The 19292-nt window shown below is 46.0% G+C and carries 22 protein-coding genes and 1 riboswitch; of the genes, 1 reads left to right on the plus strand and 21 read right to left on the minus strand.

Annotated elements, in window-relative coordinates:
* Window positions 1–55: 55 nt before the first annotated feature.
* The 17 genes from ACVBIK_RS03565 to moaA form a co-directional block, all read right to left on the minus strand.
* On the minus strand, window positions 56–721 hold the full coding sequence (locus ACVBIK_RS03565; RefSeq protein ID WP_447169122.1) for a TVP38/TMEM64 family protein: 666 nt from the start codon (window positions 719–721) through the stop codon (window positions 56–58).
* Between the two features lie 2 nt (window positions 722–723).
* Window positions 724–1455, minus strand: a complete 732-nt coding sequence (locus ACVBIK_RS03570; protein ID WP_447159067.1) for a glycosyltransferase family 2 protein — start codon at window positions 1453–1455, stop codon at window positions 724–726.
* A 346-nt stretch (window positions 1456–1801) separates the two neighbouring features.
* Window positions 1802–3301 carry a capsule assembly Wzi family protein gene (locus tag ACVBIK_RS03575; RefSeq protein ID WP_447169123.1) on the minus strand — a complete coding sequence of 500 codons (1500 nt, stop codon included), beginning with the start codon at window positions 3299–3301 and terminating at the stop codon, window positions 1802–1804.
* Window positions 3302–3307: 6 nt separating this feature from the next.
* Window positions 3308–3787 (minus strand): pantetheine-phosphate adenylyltransferase, encoded by a 480-nt coding sequence (gene coaD, locus ACVBIK_RS03580; RefSeq protein ID WP_447163097.1) that lies wholly within the window; start codon window positions 3785–3787, stop codon window positions 3308–3310.
* Window positions 3788–3991: 204 nt separating this feature from the next.
* Window positions 3992–4672 carry a TIGR01621 family pseudouridine synthase gene (locus tag ACVBIK_RS03585; RefSeq protein WP_447159070.1) on the minus strand — a complete coding sequence of 227 codons (681 nt, stop codon included), beginning with the start codon at window positions 4670–4672 and terminating at the stop codon, window positions 3992–3994.
* 46 nt (window positions 4673–4718) lie between these two features.
* A complete protein-coding gene (locus ACVBIK_RS03590; protein WP_447159141.1) occupies window positions 4719–5942 on the minus strand; it encodes a sensor histidine kinase in 1224 nt (407 codons plus the stop codon).
* An 82-nt stretch (window positions 5943–6024) separates the two neighbouring features.
* Window positions 6025–6702, minus strand: a complete 678-nt coding sequence (locus ACVBIK_RS03595; protein ID WP_447159071.1) for a response regulator transcription factor — start codon at window positions 6700–6702, stop codon at window positions 6025–6027.
* A 3-nt stretch (window positions 6703–6705) separates the two neighbouring features.
* Window positions 6706–7227, minus strand: coding sequence for a PepSY domain-containing protein (locus tag ACVBIK_RS03600; protein ID WP_447159072.1), 522 nt, complete (start codon window positions 7225–7227; stop codon window positions 6706–6708).
* Window positions 7228–7270: 43 nt separating this feature from the next.
* Window positions 7271–7621 carry a NirD/YgiW/YdeI family stress tolerance protein gene (locus ACVBIK_RS03605; RefSeq protein WP_447159073.1) on the minus strand — a complete coding sequence of 117 codons (351 nt, stop codon included), beginning with the start codon at window positions 7619–7621 and terminating at the stop codon, window positions 7271–7273.
* A gap of 131 nt (window positions 7622–7752) precedes the next feature.
* A complete protein-coding gene (locus ACVBIK_RS03610) occupies window positions 7753–8859 on the minus strand; it encodes an ABC transporter ATP-binding protein (protein ID WP_447159074.1) in 1107 nt (368 codons plus the stop codon).
* Window positions 8840–9520 (minus strand): molybdate ABC transporter permease subunit, encoded by a 681-nt coding sequence (modB, locus tag ACVBIK_RS03615; RefSeq protein WP_447159075.1) that lies wholly within the window; start codon window positions 9518–9520, stop codon window positions 8840–8842. The genes ACVBIK_RS03610 and modB overlap by 20 nt, the downstream gene beginning before the upstream one ends.
* Window positions 9520–10299, minus strand: coding sequence for a molybdate ABC transporter substrate-binding protein (modA, locus tag ACVBIK_RS03620; protein WP_447163099.1), 780 nt, complete (start codon window positions 10297–10299; stop codon window positions 9520–9522). The genes modB and modA overlap by 1 nt, the downstream gene beginning before the upstream one ends.
* A gap of 28 nt (window positions 10300–10327) precedes the next feature.
* Window positions 10328–10780 (minus strand): molybdopterin synthase catalytic subunit MoaE, encoded by a 453-nt coding sequence (gene moaE / locus ACVBIK_RS03625; protein ID WP_447159077.1) that lies wholly within the window; start codon window positions 10778–10780, stop codon window positions 10328–10330.
* A 1-nt stretch (window position 10781) separates the two neighbouring features.
* Window positions 10782–11033: a molybdopterin synthase sulfur carrier subunit gene (gene moaD / locus ACVBIK_RS03630; RefSeq protein WP_447169124.1), complete on the minus strand. Its 252-nt coding sequence runs from the start codon at window positions 11031–11033 to the stop codon at window positions 10782–10784.
* A gap of 8 nt (window positions 11034–11041) precedes the next feature.
* Window positions 11042–11518 (minus strand): cyclic pyranopterin monophosphate synthase MoaC, encoded by a 477-nt coding sequence (gene moaC, locus ACVBIK_RS03635; protein ID WP_447159079.1) that lies wholly within the window; start codon window positions 11516–11518, stop codon window positions 11042–11044.
* Window positions 11519–11597: 79 nt separating this feature from the next.
* Window positions 11598–12122, minus strand: coding sequence for a molybdenum cofactor biosynthesis protein B (gene moaB, locus ACVBIK_RS03640; protein ID WP_447163100.1), 525 nt, complete (start codon window positions 12120–12122; stop codon window positions 11598–11600).
* A gap of 81 nt (window positions 12123–12203) precedes the next feature.
* Window positions 12204–13184, minus strand: a complete 981-nt coding sequence (gene moaA, locus ACVBIK_RS03645) for a GTP 3',8-cyclase MoaA (protein WP_447159081.1) — start codon at window positions 13182–13184, stop codon at window positions 12204–12206.
* Window positions 13172–13308: riboswitch (molybdenum cofactor riboswitch) on the minus strand. Its footprint overlaps the gene before it by 13 nt.
* A gap of 255 nt (window positions 13309–13563) precedes the next feature.
* On the opposite strand from moaA, the gene ACVBIK_RS03650 reads away from it, so the two are divergent.
* On the plus strand, window positions 13564–15213 hold the full coding sequence (locus ACVBIK_RS03650; protein ID WP_447163101.1) for an electron transfer flavoprotein-ubiquinone oxidoreductase: 1650 nt from the start codon (window positions 13564–13566) through the stop codon (window positions 15211–15213).
* A 112-nt stretch (window positions 15214–15325) separates the two neighbouring features.
* On the opposite strand, the gene ACVBIK_RS03655 is transcribed toward ACVBIK_RS03650, so the two are convergent.
* The 4 genes from ACVBIK_RS03655 to ACVBIK_RS03670 all read right to left on the minus strand — a co-directional run bounded on the left by ACVBIK_RS03655 (window position 15326) and on the right by ACVBIK_RS03670 (window position 19133).
* Complete coding sequence (locus ACVBIK_RS03655; protein ID WP_447159083.1) at window positions 15326–15676, minus strand: DUF4870 domain-containing protein; 351 nt, start codon at window positions 15674–15676, stop codon at window positions 15326–15328.
* A 57-nt stretch (window positions 15677–15733) separates the two neighbouring features.
* Window positions 15734–16432 carry an MOSC domain-containing protein gene (locus ACVBIK_RS03660; protein ID WP_447159084.1) on the minus strand — a complete coding sequence of 233 codons (699 nt, stop codon included), beginning with the start codon at window positions 16430–16432 and terminating at the stop codon, window positions 15734–15736.
* Window positions 16433–16565: 133 nt separating this feature from the next.
* Window positions 16566–18023: a sensor domain-containing diguanylate cyclase gene (locus ACVBIK_RS03665; protein ID WP_447169125.1), complete on the minus strand. Its 1458-nt coding sequence runs from the start codon at window positions 18021–18023 to the stop codon at window positions 16566–16568.
* Between the two features lie 264 nt (window positions 18024–18287).
* The gene (locus ACVBIK_RS03670; RefSeq protein WP_447169126.1) at window positions 18288–19133 is read right to left on the minus strand and encodes a PfkB family carbohydrate kinase; all 846 of its coding nucleotides are present in this window, start codon (window positions 19131–19133) and stop codon (window positions 18288–18290) included.
* Between the last annotated feature and the right edge of the window lie 159 nt (window positions 19134–19292).

Here is a 19292-nt window from a genome sequence, read left to right on the forward strand (position 1 = left end):
ATTTTATTAGACCTTGTTGTTAAAGCCAGTTGTTAAAACTAGTTATTAAAACTTATTATTCATCGGTGACAATTTCATCTACCTGTTTACGCAAGCGCGTTTTATACAGGTATGCACCGATCAGAGAGGAGAAAATAAACAGCACAATACTAATGATTAAGTTGTTGTGGTCTGACAGGCCAATGCCTGCACCTGCAAAACTAAAGATAAGCATCTGCGGCAGGTAACCTATACCGCTACCGGCAAAAAATTTCCACGCACTCACATGAGTCGTGCCTGCAAATAAGTTGGTTAAAGCGTTACTGCCAATAGGTAACAATCGAATCATCAGTACCTTCAAGAAAGTACGATGAATGATCAACCTCTCGAAACGAAACAGTTTATCTTTGAAGCGTTTCTTAAGGCTGCTTCTGAAGGTTAACCGGGCAAAGTAGAAGGTGATCACGCAACCGAGCAGTGCAGACAATGTGGCCAGTAATGCACCATAAACGCCGCCTAAGGCAAAGCCCAATACAAAAGCGATGACCTGACGAGGCCCACCAACACTGGTGAATGCCGCTCCCATCACAAACAGTACCGCCAAGGCGCTGTTGCCATTACTTTCTACGTAGTTAGCCACCCAGTTACTATCGGTTAGGTGTTCAAATAGACCTTGCTGGGCAGCAAACATCAGCAATATCAGTATTGCGATAACGAATAATGTTTTAGCTAAGCGTTTCATTACTACTTGACCTGTGTGGTCTCAGTTTTAACTACATTGGGTAAACGCGTTCTGCGGTTAAGCCACATCACACCCATGATATCGACAATGCCCACCCACACACGGTTCCATGCGGTGTACTTTGACTCACCTTCCATGCGGTCTCTGTGATTGACTACCGAGACTTTTATCTCACCGCCATGACGACGAATAAGCGCAGGTATATAGCGGTGCATATGATCGAAATATGGCAGCTTTAAAAAGCTGGCTTTTGGAAAGACTTTTAAACCACAACCAGTATCTGGCACGCCGTCACCGAGTAGGGCGTCGCGAATTTTATTGGCGACACGAGACTGAAAGCGTTTCCAGGCGGTATCTTTACGGTTTTTACGGTAACCGGCGATACAAAAATCACTATGGGTCATGGTGGGAATAAGATCTAACATCGCGGGAATATCGGCTGGATCATTTTGACCATCGGCATCTAAGGTGGCAATGATGTCTCCACTGGCGTTTTGTACGCCAGTATGCAGCGCGGTACTTTGGCCGGTGCTTTTTTGATGACGAATTGCTTTCGTCGCACAACCGAGTCGCTCGCCGGTGCGCAGCAACTCACCAAAAGTATCATCACTGCTGCCGTCATCAACAACTATCACTTCAAAAGGCGTTTTATCTTTTAGGGCTCGATGGATCTCTTCGACTAAGGGACCGATATTAGCTTGCTCGTCTTTTGCTGGGATAACGACTGAAATCAAAATATGTACTCCAAAAAAGTTGTTAGAGCTAAACTTAGCCCTGTTCAATCTTTGACTGAAACCACTACCAAAGAGGTGTATTCACTATCGGCGAGCACTGGGAAATTCAGGCTTTCCTCTATGATCCTCACCAAACCTCTCTATACAGAAACTGATTAAGCTTCTGCTGTAACCTACAGAAAAAGATAAAGATTTAAAAATAAAAACGTACTTTAACCCACTATTATGTAATTTTTAGTTAGTAGGCTCGATAGAGATCAGTACAAGCTGCATCTTTGCAGTGCCAACCTCATCTGCTTTAAATACTAAAAAGCCAACGCTTTTGGCGTTGGCTCTATTTAATCATCTAGAATTTGTACTCGTATGTACCAAATACGGTGGCATTGGTTTCGTTGTCTTGCACCTCAAATTCTGATTGAGACACAGTGCCACCCACACTCATCATGCCATGCCAAAATGGCATGCGATAGCTCAACTCCAGCATCAATAAGTCCTCTTTTTTCGGCTGTGGTGCCCATCCGTGGCTAGGGCTTTTACCATCTTTATTAAGCTGAGCATAACGCAGTAACGAGGTAAAACCTTTGCTATCAGCAAACTGACCGATTAAGCCTAAAACATACACATTAGCGTCACTGTCATAGGTGCTACCCAATGCGCGGCCGTAATAACGTGAACCACTTCTATAGGTTGAATGCTCATAGAAACAGTTAAAGGCATTTTCATCTTCACCGCAGAACACCATAGTATCTGTGTACTCGAGGAACAACTTATACTGCTGACCATCTAAGTTAAAACGCGTATCGGCACCGAACATTGAACCACAATCGACGATATCCCATGGTGCAGAGCTTTTAGCATCTTCACAGGTTCTTTCGTAATACACACCAAACGGCACATTGTACCAAGTATCGCTAAAGCGGATGTCGTATCCGGCCATCTGGTTGCCATAGTTACTACAGCCCACTTCATCGACGTTATCTGCACGGCAATCGCGCTGACCCGTTATCGATTTAAAGGCGCTGTCCCAAGTACACTCTTGACCATCACCACAAAATTGAGTGGTCCACGACAGCCCCATTTCAAGTTGTCTAAAGGGGCGAATCGAGCCTCGGAAATTCCATAACAGTGCATTAGGAGCATAGCGCTCCTCTTCAAATCGACTAATGCCTGCGGTAAAGGTCCAAGGGCCGAGCCAAGATAACCAAGGCGTCTCGAAAGCCTGTGCATTATTACGGCTCAGCATTAACGACGGCATCGGCCTAGCGTTATTCGACTTATGCAGCGCCGAGTCAAATCCCGGCCCCCACCACTGTTCAACGGCGCCAAAGGTAAACATCCAGTTACCCAGAGCCATGGCAAGATAAGAGTCATCAAAACGAAACTCTTCGTCATCACTCGGCTTGTAATTGGCTGAGGCAGAGAGCTTATACGCAAATCTCTCGCCTACATATTCGTAAGATGCACCCAGTTCACCCTGCTCACGGTAATCGGAACCAAAGTGTTGAAAACGGGCGGGATCGCTCGCTGCGGCCAGTTTAATACTGGTATTACCGCGATTATCGACCGCATTACGGTAGTAATAATTCACCCGCGAATAGGCATCGATTAATGCAGGTGTGAGCGTTGATGGCTCAGTGTTTGCTAGATCCGCCCCAATACCTGACCACATTAATGGATAGGTATTAACCGGAACCGTAATCACACCCGCATCGGCTAGCGCTTGAATATCGGCTCTAAGGTAGATATCTGAGGTGTCGACCCAAGGTGCTGCAATGCTAACACTTGAGTAAACCAGTGCTAATACCGATAAAAGCTGAATGGCAGATATTTTAATAAATTTAAGCATGGACAACTATTTAGCCTTAACCGTTAATGCATTTGCGACTTCAGCGTGAACAAACTGGCTCACATCGCCACCATGAAGCGCAACCTCTTTGACTAAGCTCGATGAAATAAACGAGTTTTCCTCGCTAGGTGTTAAAAACACGCTTTCAAGATCAGGACTCAAACGACGATTCATATTGGCTAGCTGAAATTCATATTCGAAATCAGAAACCGCGCGCAATCCTCTGACCAAGACGCTAGCATTTTGTTCCTTTGCAAAATCCACTAATAAGCCACTAAAGCCGACCACCTCGACGTTATCGAGGTGAGCCGTGACTATTTTTAATAAATCGACACGCTCTGCAAGGGTAAATCTAGGCTGTTTAGAGGGATTCGCCGCAATGCCAATAATCACGTGCTCAAATAAATTGGCGGCACGCTCAATAAGATCGGCATGACCATTGGTAACTGGGTCAAATGTTCCAGGATATATGGCTCGCTTATGCACGTTTAAGTCTACCCTTAGTATTGTCACTCAGTGATATGAGCGACCATAAAATTCATAGCCCAATGATAAGGACTTTTTAGGGGCACTATCCTACTCGTTATCGCCTGAATTGTGAATGCAAAAGCCAATATAAGCCACAATACTTACCGATTATTGACACTTAAACCCACAAGACGAAACATAAATAAAAACGTGCTAACGCATCTAGCTTTTCTTTAGCTTAGGCCAAGATAAATCATGAGGCTGCTGCCAAACGTTAAGTTGCGCACTGACTGCGGACTGTTGGAAGAACTCTCCGGAGGTTGGTGCTGCAATATATTGATACTGCACACCTAAGTAATCGAACTGCAGGCAGTAAGCATGCAGATAGCCCCTATCAGCATCCGCTCCGCCGTAAAGACTATCGCCTAAGATAGGCACACCTATGCTAGCGAGTGCGACTCTAAGTTGATGCGTTTTACCACTATGGGGCTTGAGCAGATACAAACGATCGCCCTCTGCAATAGAATGAGAAAAGAACTGGGTAATTGCCGGGTTGTCTGTCGTGCGAAGGAGTTTATGCATGCTACGACGAGATTTGGCCATGTCACCAATCACCCAGCCTTGCTTCTTTTTAGGCTTTCCCTTTGCCAGTGCGAGATAATACTTTTGCACTAAATGCGTTGAAAACATGCGAGTAAACTCAGCCGCAGCAGCACTAGATTTAGCAAGGATAATAAGCCCAGAGGTCATGGTATCGAGTCGATGGACGGCGTAGAGCTTAATCCCAAGATCGGCCTCGGCTTGAGCAACTACGCCAGCGCTACCGTCTTGGCTATGGAAATGCACCTCGGCGGACTTATTAATAACAATAAAGTCGCGTTCATCGGCAATGACTTGATACATAGATTGAGATTTCCAGGAATTGGCAGTAGCTCGGCTAGCGCAAAGATTAAAACGTAATAATAACCTTTAGACCAGGCTGATTATCGGTTAAGGCTATTTTAGCATTATGACGCGACAGAATCGCCTTCACCATAGATAAACCTAAGCCCGTGCCTTTATGGTGACGACTCGGATCTAACCGCACTAAGCGCTCGAATACCTTCTCACGAGAAGTCTCAGGGATCCCGGGGCCATTATCTTGAATTGAAATAACATTACGGTTCTGAGAAATGCTAATTTCAGCGCCCTCACCCGAATATTTAATCGCGTTATCGACCAAGTTAAACAGTGCCTGAAATAATAGATACTTGTCGCCACTGACCTGAAACTCTTCACCCGTGCTGAGCTTCAACGACTGACCGTTAAACTCGGCCATCGCATCGGCCATTTCAAATAGATCTTGGCTGATATTAATTAAGCTAACATCTTGCAGTTCGAGTGTTTGCTGCCCCTCTTCGATGCGTGTTAATGACAACATGGCGTCGAACGTCGCCAAACAATGATCGAGTTCTTCAGTGAGAATAGCGCAACTTTCAGCAAGCTCAGCCTCTGGCTTACTCGGTAACTGCTCAAGCCCAATACGTAGGTGAGACAAGGGCGTACGCAGATCGTGGGCGATATTATCGGTAACCCCACGCACTGCCGCTAAGTTCTTCTCTAGGGCATCGAGTACCCCATTAAATTGGCGTGCCAGCATATCAAACTCATCTTGACGCCAGCTCACTGGTAATCGAGTCGAATATTGTCCCCGCTCAATCCGCTTACTCAAGCGGTTGTACTGTACTAGGCGGCGTAAAATAGCTTTAGAAAATAGATAGCCCAGTGCTAGCGTTAGCACTACGGTCAGCATCAGTGCGGTAATTGCCGCATTAGTGAATTTGTCGATTAACGCGCCAAGCTGGTCGACACGGGTTGCGATGAGCATAGGGCCATAGCGAGTCATCACCATGCCACCCGTTAAGATATGCAGCTTTTCGGGCCCACCGGTAAATACCGGAAACTCACGTTTCTCGGGAAGCATAGGCATATCTTTGGGGATCATACTTAGCGAACCAACCAGATCGAGGGAGTCACGCCAAACAATCAGGGCAACTTTAGGGTCGGCACCGCGCACCTGAGTCGCAAAACTGCGCCTATCAAGTGTTAACGCCATCTGTTGGTAACGGGTCTTTTCTGCATCTAGATGTAAGTCCAGCTGATGCTCTTGTTCATTTATCAGCTGGCGATACATGCCCAGTAACAAGGTGCCAATAATGACCGTTACTAGGGCTGAGAAAATGATGGTAATGCGCCAGGCACTACTCTGATAGGGCTTAATGCCCTTGGCGTAACCGATATCCGGCACCTCGAACAGTTTCGATTAATTCGCCATGACCAAGCTCTTCAAACTTACGTCTTAGCTTAGCAATATGCACGTCGATAACATTGGTACGTGGATCGAAATGGTAATCCCACACCGCTTCAAACAGTAGCGTGCGACTGATCACTTGGTTTACATGCTCCATCAGGTACTTAAGTAACTGGAATTCTTTTGGCTGCAGCATGATCTCTTGTCCATCTAAGGTCACTTTGCGTGTCAGCAGCTCGATGCTAAGCGGACCAACAGTCAAGTCGGTAATAGTGGGCTGAGATTCACCACGTTGCATTAATTTTTCAGCACGAACCAACAACTCAGAGAAAGCAAACGGCTTAGTCATGTAGTCATCGCCACCCGCTCGCAACCCTTTGACTCGCTCATCAACATGACTGAGTGCAGACAAGATCAACACAGGTGTTTGACTGCCGGTCGCGCGCAGCGCAGCTAACAGTTTTAGCCCATCGAGCTGTGGCAACATACGATCTAAAATGATCAAGTCGTACTTCATGCTGGTAGCCAGCAATAAGCCTTGGTGACCGTCTGTTGCTGTTTCTATATTGTGCCCTTGCTCAACAAATCCCTTAACGACATAATCGATGGTAGTCGCGTCATCTTCAACCATGAGTATTTTCATGTTTTAGTCCCATTTGAGCAGTGGTAATAATTGTTTATTTTCAATATCGAAGGCTAACTGACGTTTACCATCAATATCAAGAATTTCTAATTCTATATAGCTAATACCTAGATCGTTGTCGACTTCAGCTTTGACAATGTAGCCGCTGGTTTCTTTACCGACTAGGGTAAGCATATCAGATAGCGATAAACCATTTTCCTGCAGCATAACCACACCCGCAAGCTCATCGTTATCGTCTTTTTTAATACGGCCGACTTCGCGCTCTTTTAAGCTGCCATCTATGGCTCGATATTCATATTCTGTAATGGTGTTAGCTTGCTGATCGATCATCTTGAATTCATAAACCAATTCACCATGTTCGATATTCGCTTCAAATTCAGAGATCACGCCCACATGTTGCTGTTCAAGCTTCTGCACCATTTCTGTAGGCGAGGGATAATCTCCCGTAGACAGCAATGAATACAAGCCTTGTCCAGCAAACGAACTACCAGAAACTAACAATAAACCAATTAGCCAGCGAGCCATGGCTCCTCCGAAAAATAAACGCTAAACCACTTTCAATAAAGGATTATTCAGAAATCAGACGTATGCTGTCAATTTCTATTTCAATACCGCTCCACTCATCATCAACTTCACCGACAAGCTTCACTTTCGAGTCGCTAGAAACTTCGATGTCACGCAGCAGCTTATTATCGATTTCAACTTCGACATTACCGCTGTCATCACGGAAAAGGTACTTTTCATCGCCTAGGCTTTGCACTAAATAGCCTGTCAGCTCTACAGGAGTATCGTCTTTTGCTGTCGCTGCGTCAGAAGCGGTTTTAATCTGACTTACTGGACCTGGACCATTATATGCGGCCATAGCAGGAAGGGTTAACACTGCAGACAACATGATTAAACCCGTTAATTTTTTTGACATAACATAATACTCCTCTTACATGTAGGAGCACATGATATGACACGCTATATAACATCTAGATGGTGCAAAGATTAAACTTTGATCATATGCGTGAAGCCGAATCTAACTTGGCTAAATTGTCTGAAAATAAGTTACTTTTCCAGTATATGGATTAACTCAGATTTTAGCGCCACCGTTGTTTGCGTGCCGACGCTTAGGGCTAACTTTTGTGCTAAATGTAGTGGTACTTCGGCATGAATTTTATGCTGCACGCCAACGACACTTGCCAGCACTCGCACTGTCTCCCCCATGATCAACATCGAGTCGATAGTAATATCCAGTTTATTGAAGCTACGGCACAAACGGCCTTTTTTAATCGAATTGAAACGCACGCCTTGATTGGGGATCACCCAGCGGACTTTAGCACCGACATCTAAGCTTTCAAAATAGGTACTCGCAATGAGGTGCTCACCAAACTTAAGCCAGGTGATCTGTCGCTCCGCTTCTTGCGCAATCACATCGGCGTCGAAGATGTTACGCAGGCCCATCTGTTTGGCAACGGCTTCATCGCGTGGACGAGTTAATACCTCACGTGGCCTGCCTTGCTGCAACATTTTTCCTTGGCTAATCAAAATCATGCTGTCAGCTAATAACATCGCCTCATTCAGATCATGGGTCACCATTATCACCGGAATCGCTAACTGCTCTTTAAGCCTAGCGAGCTCCAGATAAAGACGCTCACGGGTTTCTCTGTCAACTGCCGAGAAAGGTTCATCGAGTAGTAATACTGACGGCTCTCGCGCCAATGCTCTAGCCAGTGCCACCCTTTGACGTTGTCCGCCAGAAAGGTGCGCAGGCAGTCTGTCGGGTAAACCATGTAAGTTCACTCGCTCAAGCCAATCTTTTGCCCGCGCTTCACGCTCGGCTTTAGGTATATGGTCCAGCGCTGCCACCACGTTCTCTAACGCGGTTAAATTAGGGAACAGTCCAAAATGTTGTGGTACATAACCTAAGTGACGTTGCTGCGGCGTTAGCTGTATGCTCTGCTGGCGATTAAACCACTGCTTATCACCGTAACAGATCTCGCCATCTTCTGGCTGAGTCAGACCTGCTATCATCCGCAGTAGCGTCGACTTACCGCCTCCTGAGGGACCAACAACGGCCAAGACCTCTCCAGCCTTACAGCTGAACTCGGCATCTAACTTAATATGTTTGGTCTGTTTAATGCGGCAATATAGATCAGCGACGGTTTGCGACATGCTGGCCTCCAACACGACGCGACAAACTCGTGGTCAATGCCAATACCGTTATCGCAAACAGCAGTAATACCAGCGACATATTACCCGCACTGGCAAAATCAAATGCCTGCACGCTGTCGTAGATAGAGATAGCAATGGTTTTGGTTTCACCGGCAATATTACCGCCCATCATCAGCACCACGCCAAACTCACCCAGCACATGGGAGAAGCACAACACTATAGCCGTTAATACGCCCGGCCACACCATAGGAAGCTCAATCTTGAACAGCACTTTAAAGCGACTCATACCGCAGCAGGCAGCCGCATCACGCACATCTTCAGGCACGGCTTCAAATGCGCGCTGAATAGGCTGAATAGCAAAGGGGATATTGACTAAGATGGAGGCTACGACTAAGCCAGAGAAGTGAAATACCAGCTGATGCCCAAGCAGTTGCTCTAGCATGCGACCTAGCCAAGACTCACTGCCAAGCCCCACCAGCAAGTAATAACCAATAACCGTAGGTGGCAACACCAGCGGCACCATGACTAAGGCTTCTACCCAGGACTTACCGGGAAAATGTCGATAAGCCAAAAAACGTCCCGCTAGAATCGCCAGTGGGATCAAGATCAGTACAGTGACACTACTGAGCTTAATTGATAGCAATAGCGCTTCCCAATCCATTACTGTGTCGCTCTCGCAAAGCCGTAATCGGCAAAGATATCCTGAGCGGGTTCAGACAGCAGGTAGCTATAAAATAGTTTGGCAGTTTCACCCGCTTTTAGGGTTAGCACCATGCGCTGATCCAATGGCGTATAATATTCTTGTGGGATAACCACATAATTTGCACGCGCCTTAAAACGTTCCGCCGAGGCTAGCGACAAGGCAACTAAGCCACCTTGAGTGGCACCACTAAGTGCAAACTGTGCCGCTTGAGACACGTTTTCGCCAAACACCAGATAGGGTTGAATCGGTTGCCAAAGTCCCAGCTTTTGCAACACTTCTTTGGCGCGCTCACCGTAGGGAGCATGGTCAGGATTAGCGATGGCGAAGCGTTTAAGCTTATTTGCAGCCAGCAACTGCTTAAGCCCCTCTAAGTTAGGGTCAAGCGTTAGTGGCGATGACTTAGGCGCTGCAATGGCGAGTTGACCCACTGCGTATATCACCCCGTCATCGAGCGTCTGCTTAGCTTTGGCTAGCTGTTTGATATAACGCTCATCAGCAGAAAGGAACAGCTCAAAGGGAGCACCATGCCTAATCTGCGCAACAAAATTGCCAGAAGAGCCATAGGAGATCCTGACTTTACGGCCAGTCTCTTGAGTAAATTGCTTAGCGATATCATCCAGTGCAAACTTAATACTCGATGCAGCCGCTATCGCGGGCACATCTTGTGCTGCTAGCGCACCTTTGCTTATTGCTAAAAATGGCAGCAATAGAGCAAGCACCATAACCCTAAACTTCATTGAGCCGATCTCCTTGCTAAAGCGTTTGCTACGCTTTTTTATCCCACATTTTTGCAGCTTGTTCATCGGCGTCACGGGCCTCTACCCAGTTAGCGCCTTTGTCACCGGCTTCTAATTTCCAAAACGGCGCTTTGGTCTTAAGAAAATCAATCAAGAACTCACAAGCAGCAAAAGCTGCCTTTCGATGAGCACTGGTTACGCCGATAAAGACAATCTGCTCACCCAGCGCCATAGCACCCACGCGGTGAATAATCGTGACGTTATTGAGCGGCCAACGCTCACGCGCCTGCGCTTCAATCTGGTTCAATACCGCTTCGGTCATGCCTGGGTAATGCTCAAGGGTGAGATCGGTCACCGCACTGCCATCGTTAAAGTCACGTACTTTACCGACAAAAGTCACCACGGCGCCATCGCTATTGTCTTGACTGATTAAGTGGTATTCCTCTGGAACATTAAAGTCCTGGGTCTGAACACGGATCATATTAACCTCCGGTAACCGGTGGGAAGAATGCCACTTCATCACCATCTACAATCGCCGCATCCCACTGGCTAATGGTTTGGTTTACAGCCACCAATAGCTTGTCAGACGCCAACACTTTGGCCCATTTATCGTCGGTAGCGGCTAGCGTTGCACGTAGACCTTCAGCGGTTTGCGTGTGCTCACTGGCTTCAACTTTTACGCCAGCGGTGCCAAGTAGTTCTCTAACTTGTGCAAAAAATAATACGTTAATCATATTGGTCTCTATACCTTAAAGTGCCCAGACTTACCGCCACGTTTCTCAGTCAAACGCACCTGAGAAATCACCATATCTTTTTGCACCGCTTTACACATATCGTAGATAGTCAGCGCCGCAACCGAAGCGGCTGTAAGCGCCTCCATTTCAACCCCTGTTTTGCCCGAAAGCTTACAAAGACTGCGGATCCACACGCGGTTATGCTCAGGTTGCGCTTCTAGTTCAACTTCAACTTTGGTCAGCATCAGCGGATGACAAAGTGGAATAAGATCAGAGGTCTTCTTCGCCGCTTGTATGCCCGCAATACGTGCGGTAGCAAACACATCACCCTTGTGATGACTGCCGCTCATGATCATCTCTAAGGTTTCACTCGCCATTTCAATATAGGCTTCAGCTCGTGCTTCTCGCTCGGTAACAGACTTATCTGTCACATCTACCATGTGAGCATTACCATCTGCATTGATATGGGTAAAAGCATTGGTCATTGGGTTTACGCCTTTTATAAAATATGGGTCATAGAATATGAATCAAAAAGAGTACCGTAACATTGGCCTCTAGTGAGGCTTATTCGGTGATTTTTTTCACATGCATCACAAAGTTACAAGGACGATGAGTTGCATCAAGTTGTTCTTTAATCAGCTTATTCCAGCCAGTCTTGCAGGCACCTGTTGAGCCAGGAAGACAGAAAACCGCAGTTTTATTGGCAATGCCACCTAAGGCACGCGACTGCACTGTCGAGGTGCCAAGCTCGGTATAAGTGATATGACGGAAGAGCTCACCAAAGCCTTCGATATCTCTATCGAATAACGGCTTTACCGCTTCAGGGGTATTATCTCTATCGGTAAAACCGGTGCCCCCCGTGGTGATAATCACCTGTACGTTATCGGATGCAATCCATTGAGAAAGCACCGAACGAATTTGGTATTTATCATCTTTGATAATCTGGCGTTCGGCAAGCTTATGCCCCGCCGCTAACAGTGCGCTTTCAAGAAAAGCACCTGATGTATCAGATTCAAAATCACGGGTGTCAGATAAGGTTAAAACAGCAATGTTTAGCGCCGTAAATTGGCTTGGAGTGCAGTGTCCCATTATGGTCTCTTATTTATCAGAGTCTAGCGACGATTATACCTAGCTTCTGACGCAACTAAGTTGCGTCAGATCAGAATTTAATTAGCCACCAATAGAAGCGAGGTGCTGTGTCACACCAGTGATGCCGTCATGCAAGAAGTGCGTTTCTTTCTTCTGCGCAAGTTGACCGTGTAAGCGCTCTATTAATTCAGCTTGTTGATCTGGTGTTTGCAGTAAATCACGCAGATCGACACCGTTTTCTGTGAACAAGCAAAGGTGTAATTTGCCTTTGGCCGATACCCGCAAACGGTTACAACTGGCACAGAAATTTTTCGCATAAGGCATGATAAGCCCAATACGACCTTGGTAATCTTGGTGACTGAAGTTTTGCGCTGGGCCATCGTCAACCGCTGGCGTATCAAACTGCCAACCCGCCTGCTCAAGCTGCAACTTGATATCGTTACCCGCTAGATGATGCGCCTTGAAATAGTCGTGACCTAAGCCCGTTTCCATTAGCTCAATAAAACGCAAATCAATAGGCGTGTTTTTAATCCAATGCAAGAAGCGCGGTAAGTCTTTATCATTAAGACCTTTAAGTAATACCGCATTGATCTTCACCCGCTCAAAGCCCGCTTCTAGAGCAGCATCCACACCACGCATCACTTCATCAAACTTATTCTCACCAGTGATCTGGTAGAACATTTTCGGGTCTAAACTATCGACCGAAATATTGATGCGTCTTAGCCCTGCGTCATACCATTCTTGGGCATGCTTAGCTAAGCGATAACCGTTTGTCGTAGTCGCAATGGTATTAATCTTATCGTTATCTTTAACGATACGAATAATATCAGTGAAGTCTCTTCGCAAAGATGGCTCGCCACCTGTGATACGGATCTTCTGAGTTCCGACTTTTGAAAAAGCCGAGACTAAATGTTCGATTTCGTTGAGATCGAGAAATTTAGGCTTACCGTCTGGGCGGTAGCCATCGGGGAGGCAATACGTACACTTAAAGTTACATACGTCAGTGACTGACATACGTAAATAATGAAACCGTCGACCAAAGTTGTCTTGTAGTTGGGACATGATCACCTTTCCAAGTAAGGGGAGGTGAGAGCATTTCTTTTCTCACCCCGGTGGCGTTATTGCCACGGCTAAAAACCCGTATCTGTCTCGACGTAGGGTAAGAAGCTCGGAGAACCGTCAACCTTGATTATAGGCGTATTTCTGTGACAAACCATACCCCAAGAGCCAGAATTGCTGGCCAAAAGCACCAAATGCAAAGATTTTGTGACAACGATCATGCAATGAGCTGCTTAAAATATCTGCACTGTTATCGTGGAAACACTGTGCCCTTGAGCGATTTTCAGGTAAGGTGAACTAAAACATTAAAACACCCGTTTATAGTGTTGTTGACTCAATTAGCGCTATTGTCATCGGGGGAGAAAGAAGGAAAGGTGATCTGATGGAACGCGAATCGATGGAATTCGATGTTGTAATCGTGGGGGCGGGTCCCTCGGGATTAGCTGCAGCATGTCGTTTAATGCAAATATCTCAAGATAGTGGCCAAGAGCTAACCGTCTGCGTAGTCGAAAAAGGCTCCGAAGTGGGTGCGCACATTTTATCTGGCGCAGTATTCGAACCCAAAGTACTTGATGAGCTATTTAACGATTGGCGCGATAAAAATGCCCCTCTACTTACCGCTGTCACCCATGATGAAATTCACATGCTTAACTCGCCAATCGACGCGCGAGCCATGCCAAATGCGTTTGTACCAAAAACCATGCACAACCAAGGTAACTACATCATCAGCGTCGGCAACCTATGCCGTTGGTTAGCTGAGCGTGCTGAAGAGTTAGGTGTCGAAGTCTTCCCTGGTTTCCCTGCAAGCGAGTTGCTGTTCAACGAGGATGGCAGCGTTAAAGGCATTCAAATTGGTGACATGGGTGTTGGCGAAGACGGTCAGCCCAAAGATGGCTATGAGCCAGGCATGGAGCTGCACGCCAAATACACCGTATTTGCTGAAGGCTGTCGTGGTCACTTAGGTAAACAGCTCATCGACAAGTACCACCTCGACAATGGCAAAACCCCACAACATTACGGTCTAGGCTTTAAAGAGATCTGGACCGTACCCAGCGAGCAACATGAGCTCGGTAAAGTGGTGCACACTGGCGGCTGGCCATTAACTGAAGGCGCCTCTGGCGGCGGCTTTATGTATCATATGGAAGATAATCAGATTGCAGTGGGCTTAATTGTCGACCTTAACTATAAGAATCCACATTTAAGTCCGTTCGATGAATTCCAGCGTTATAAGACTCACCCAGTTATCGCTCAAACGCTAACCGGTGGTGAGCGTGTTGCATACGGCGCAAGAGCTATCACTAAAGGTGGTTTAAACTCACTCCCTAAACTGACCTTCCCGGGCGGTATGATTATCGGTTGTGATGCTGGCACACTCAACTTTGCTAAGATCAAAGGCACTCATACCGCAATGAAGAGCGGCATGCTAGCTGCTGAAACACTAGCACAGGCCATGATGGCTGGGGTTGAAGCGGGTAAAGATCTCGATTGCTTACAAGACAGACTTGATAAAAGCTGGCTTAAAGAGGAGCTATATTCTTCCCGTAATTTTGGCCCAGCTATGCATAAATTTGGTACCTATCTTGGCGGTGCATTTAACTTTGTCGACCAAAACTGGTTTGGCGGTAAGCTGCCTATCACCCTAAGGGACGAGAAACCTGATTATGCGCAGATGGCAGAGTCGAGTGCATACAGCAAAATTGATTATCCTAAGCCGGACGGTAAGTTAAGTTTTGATAAGCTTTCTTCAGTGTATCTCTCAAATACCTTCCATGAAGAAGATCAGTTATGTCATCTACGTTTAAAAGATGTTCGTATTCCAATTGATGTGAACCTGGTTAAATTTGATGAGCCTGCCCAGCGATACTGCCCTGCTGGCGTGTATGAAATTGTCGAAGAAGCAGGTGAGAAGAAGTTTGTTATCAACGCTCAGAACTGCATTCACTGCAAGACCTGCGACATTAAAGATCCAAGCCAAAATATCACCTGGGTAACCCCTGAGGGTGGCGGTGGACCAAACTACCCTAATATGTAGCATCCAATATATAGTTTGATTGCAGAACTAAATAAAGAGCCAAATAAAATGCCTATCGGATATTTCCAATAGGCATTTTTGTTTAAGGTATCTTACCTAGGCGGTAAAGAAATTAATAAACCCTAGGCTTAATGAAGTTAATCGTCAGCGGATATTTATAACTCTCACCCTCGCTTGCTTTAATTATCGCGATAATAGTAAAGACGATATCGGCTATTGCGAATAGCGCAATGAGAATAAAACCAATACCCACCAACATCAAAATGGCACTCACAGTGACATAGATAAGCATACTGATTTTAAAGTTTAAACAGTTACGACCGCAGCTCTCAACCAGAGGAAACTCATCACGTTTCATTAACCAAACGATTAAGGGCCCTAAAATACTGCCAAACGGGACAAGGTAACCAGAAAAACTAGCAACCTGTACAATAATCCCCATATTTTTTTCATCTTGCGTCATACACACCACTCCTTGCATTAATTGTGGCCATTAGTTAGCCCCTTATCAGATAAAGCCTTAAGGAGTTTGTGGGCCATACAGGCGCATTTGCCAATCTTCGATGGCATTGTTCTCTATTCGTCGCTGTAAACTATTGACCCAGGCAGCCGCTAAACCTTCGCAATCAAGCAAACGTTGATATTGCTCTGCGTTAAATTCTGGCAAGAAATAGATATGCATAGCCTCTGCCACACTGATATCCGTTAAGCGCTTAATCCGCTCGATGGTATCGGTTTCAACAACCGTGCCGGGCTTTAATACTCGGTAAAACCAACCACATCGTCCACTTTGCTGCATCGCCAAAGCAAACTCATTATGACCAAACTGTAAATTGAGCTTAAAACAGGGAGAGCGCGGCTGAGTTACTTGCAGTTCGACCTCACCGATTTTGATGATATCGCCAATATTCACCTCGGTTTCATCTAAGCCAACAGTACTGATATTCTCCCCCATAGCTGGGGCATCTTTAAAGCTCGCCATCATGTCCCAGCGACGATACTGACCATAATGCTCCCGAGGGAAATGATGCAACACTCGATCGAGTCCACCATGGTGCTTAACATCGGCCTGAGCATCTCCGGCAACGCCTTGGATACCGACTTGCAATTGAACCGCACGGCGCTTGTGATTAATCCCAGAGGTCACGCTACCTAGCCCAACGATGACTTCACCCTGGTATAAGCCTGAGATCTGCTCCACTAATGTTTGAGGTGCCATTAATATCTACTCTGCTGAAAAACTTGAACTATCCTAACATCGTCAGCAAAAGATGCAGTAACTTAATTTAGGCTGAGGCCCCCAGAGCTAAGCAATAGAAGACCCCCCACATTTCTGTAGCCTAGGGCACGCGCTAATAAGACAGCACGACTCGATTACGTCCTTGCTCTTTGGCTTGATAGAGCGCGATATCGACACGATTAATCAGGTCTTCGGCATTTTCTGTTGCCCGGTGCTGCGCAGCACCACAACTCAAGGTGACATTGATTTCACAACCATTGACGCGTAATAGTCGCTCAGCCACCTGCTGTCTTATCTTTTCGGCTAGCTCACTACTCTGGCTTAAACTGCTATTAGGCAGCAAGATTAAAAACTCCTCGCCGCCCCAACGACACAACAAGTCATCCTCTTTAAGCTGACTTTTGAGCATATGGCTAACGGTTTGGATAACCAAGTCACCAATATTATGTCCGTAAGAGTCGTTGACCTGTTTGAAATGATCGATATCGACTAATAATAGCGATATCGGCCTATTATCAAGCACTGATCTTGCCAATGAATGAGCAAAATGTTCTTCAAAAGCTTGTCGATTAGCCGCGCCAGTGAGCTTGTCGGTTGATGCCATCAATTCCAACTTACGTTGATACTTCCCCAGAGTCATATTGGCGATTATCAGGATCCCAATAGTCACCAACAAACTTAAACCAATATTTATCCAAAAGGTGGTTAACAGCTTTTGCTCTCCCCGCGCCTCATTCTGTTCCACAATTAAGTACCACTTAAACTCCGGCACTAAACGGCTATTAAGGAAGATGGTGTTGCCATCTTTTTGATACGAAAATGCGGTGCTTGGGCTGGTCAGTATTCTTGTTGCAAGCTTTTCAAGCCCAGGACTCGTTTGCAGCGTCGACGCGCCACTATACTGCTCACTCTGCAGAGTAATGTTGCCTTGCCTGTCACTAAAATATACGCTGCGATTATAACGAGTCTGATAGAGCTCGATGAGATGCTTTACACTTTCAACCGCTAACCCTACCCCTGTCACGCCGATAAAGTTACCTTCAAAGTCAAACACCTTATAGTTAACGTAAATAACGGTTCGATTTAGATCTGCTGAATCGGGATCAATATTGACCTCAAAATGTTCAGATTCAGGTAGAGAGCGAACTCTAAAATACCAAGCATCCTCAGGATCAATATCTTTAATCTGTTTGAGCACGCCACTTGAGTGGTAATACTTACGTGAGGCTTCGGAAACAAAAAAGCTAGTGACTGTGCCGTACTTCTCTTGGATCTCTTTCAAATAGCGAATAAGTTTTTCTGGATTCTTTTCTTGGTTAAGGGTCCAATCACGAACAAAAGTATCTTGCGCCATCAATGACGAGATAAAGATAGGCCTAAGCAGATCTTGTTGAATTTCAGAGTAGATATTGTCACTGGTCAGTGGCAGGTTATTATCTTTAACCTGTTCACTGAGTGAATCGTGGGCGACTTGATAACTGATCCCACTGGTCACCACGAAGGCAACTAATAACAATAAGGATAAAATCCATATAAAGCGTTTCTTATCGTTAAAAAACCTATCGCCCATAAACCGTCCTTGCTTAACATCTAAAGCCACAGTCAATAAAACCTAGCCAGCGTTAACTATTTGTTAAATTTTCTCAATCGTAACTGAAAACCCATGGGCTCGCATCGACTTTTAGTCTTTTTATAGCGATTTGATAGAGGCTAGAAAAAGAAAGCCCTGTCGCAGTGACAGGGCAAAAGGAAGTGAAAAAGTTACGTTCAGAGATGATTCAATACCAATTCTAGGCTGAATTGATGACTGTGACATGACACCAATATGACAAGCTCATGGCGCTTCAGTGAGATATTGCTTTAAGCCTTTTCCAGGAATAGAGCTATGACACGCCACTGCAAAGCCGGACCAAATAGCGGCCTCTTGCATCGATTCGATAATATCTTTATGACTCACTAAGGCGTGAATCAGCCCTGCCGCGTAGGCATCGCCTGCACCAGTTGTATCCACAACGTTACTCGGGACTGCCGCAATCGTTACAGGCTCTGCTGCGCTATATAAGATCGCCCCGTTTTCGCCGTCGGTAACCACAAAATATTTGAGATTGTCACCCGCTATCGATGTTGCAAAATGCCAAAGATCTCCATCACAACGGCCCTGCATATCACTTAAGGATGCGATTAATACGTGGCATGGGCGCGGACGTTGATCTTTAGCCAGTTGGGCGACGACCCAACAATGCTGCATTGCAGTTTTGGCCCAACTCACCGCCCCTTCGCTTGAAGAGTTAATATAAAGGGCATCAATATTTTGCCAGTTCGGTGGTAATGGTAATTCAAACTTAGGTCGCTCAGGCCGGATAATGGTTCGCTCACCATCCGGCGTCATCATCAGTAGCATCTCACAAGTATTACCCGCGCGGCGCTGGATCAAGCTGCAGTTAATCCCCTGAGTACTGGCTTCGGCTATCAACCAATCACCAACATCATCACGGCCCACCTCGGTGACAAGGGTGACTTGGTTACCCGCCCACACTAAACCTATGCCCGTGTTAGCTCCGCCGCCACCTAAGCGCTGACCACCATCTTGATAATGGAATCGCCCACCGGGCTTGATAGGTTGATTTAGGTTAAAAATACGATCGCAGTTGAGGTTTGCTACCAACAAGATATTCGCCATAACAGCTCGATATAAGCAAGAGTTCACTCGATAGTAAGAGATTTTATTCAGGGTTCCAAGCTCTGGCCAAGAAATCAACAAACAAAGCCTCTGTAATGCTTTTATTACCAGTGATGTAAGCGATCTCTTAAACTAATGTGAGAGCTTATAGCCAGTGGC

Source organism: Shewanella sp. 125m-1 (assembly GCF_052977065.1).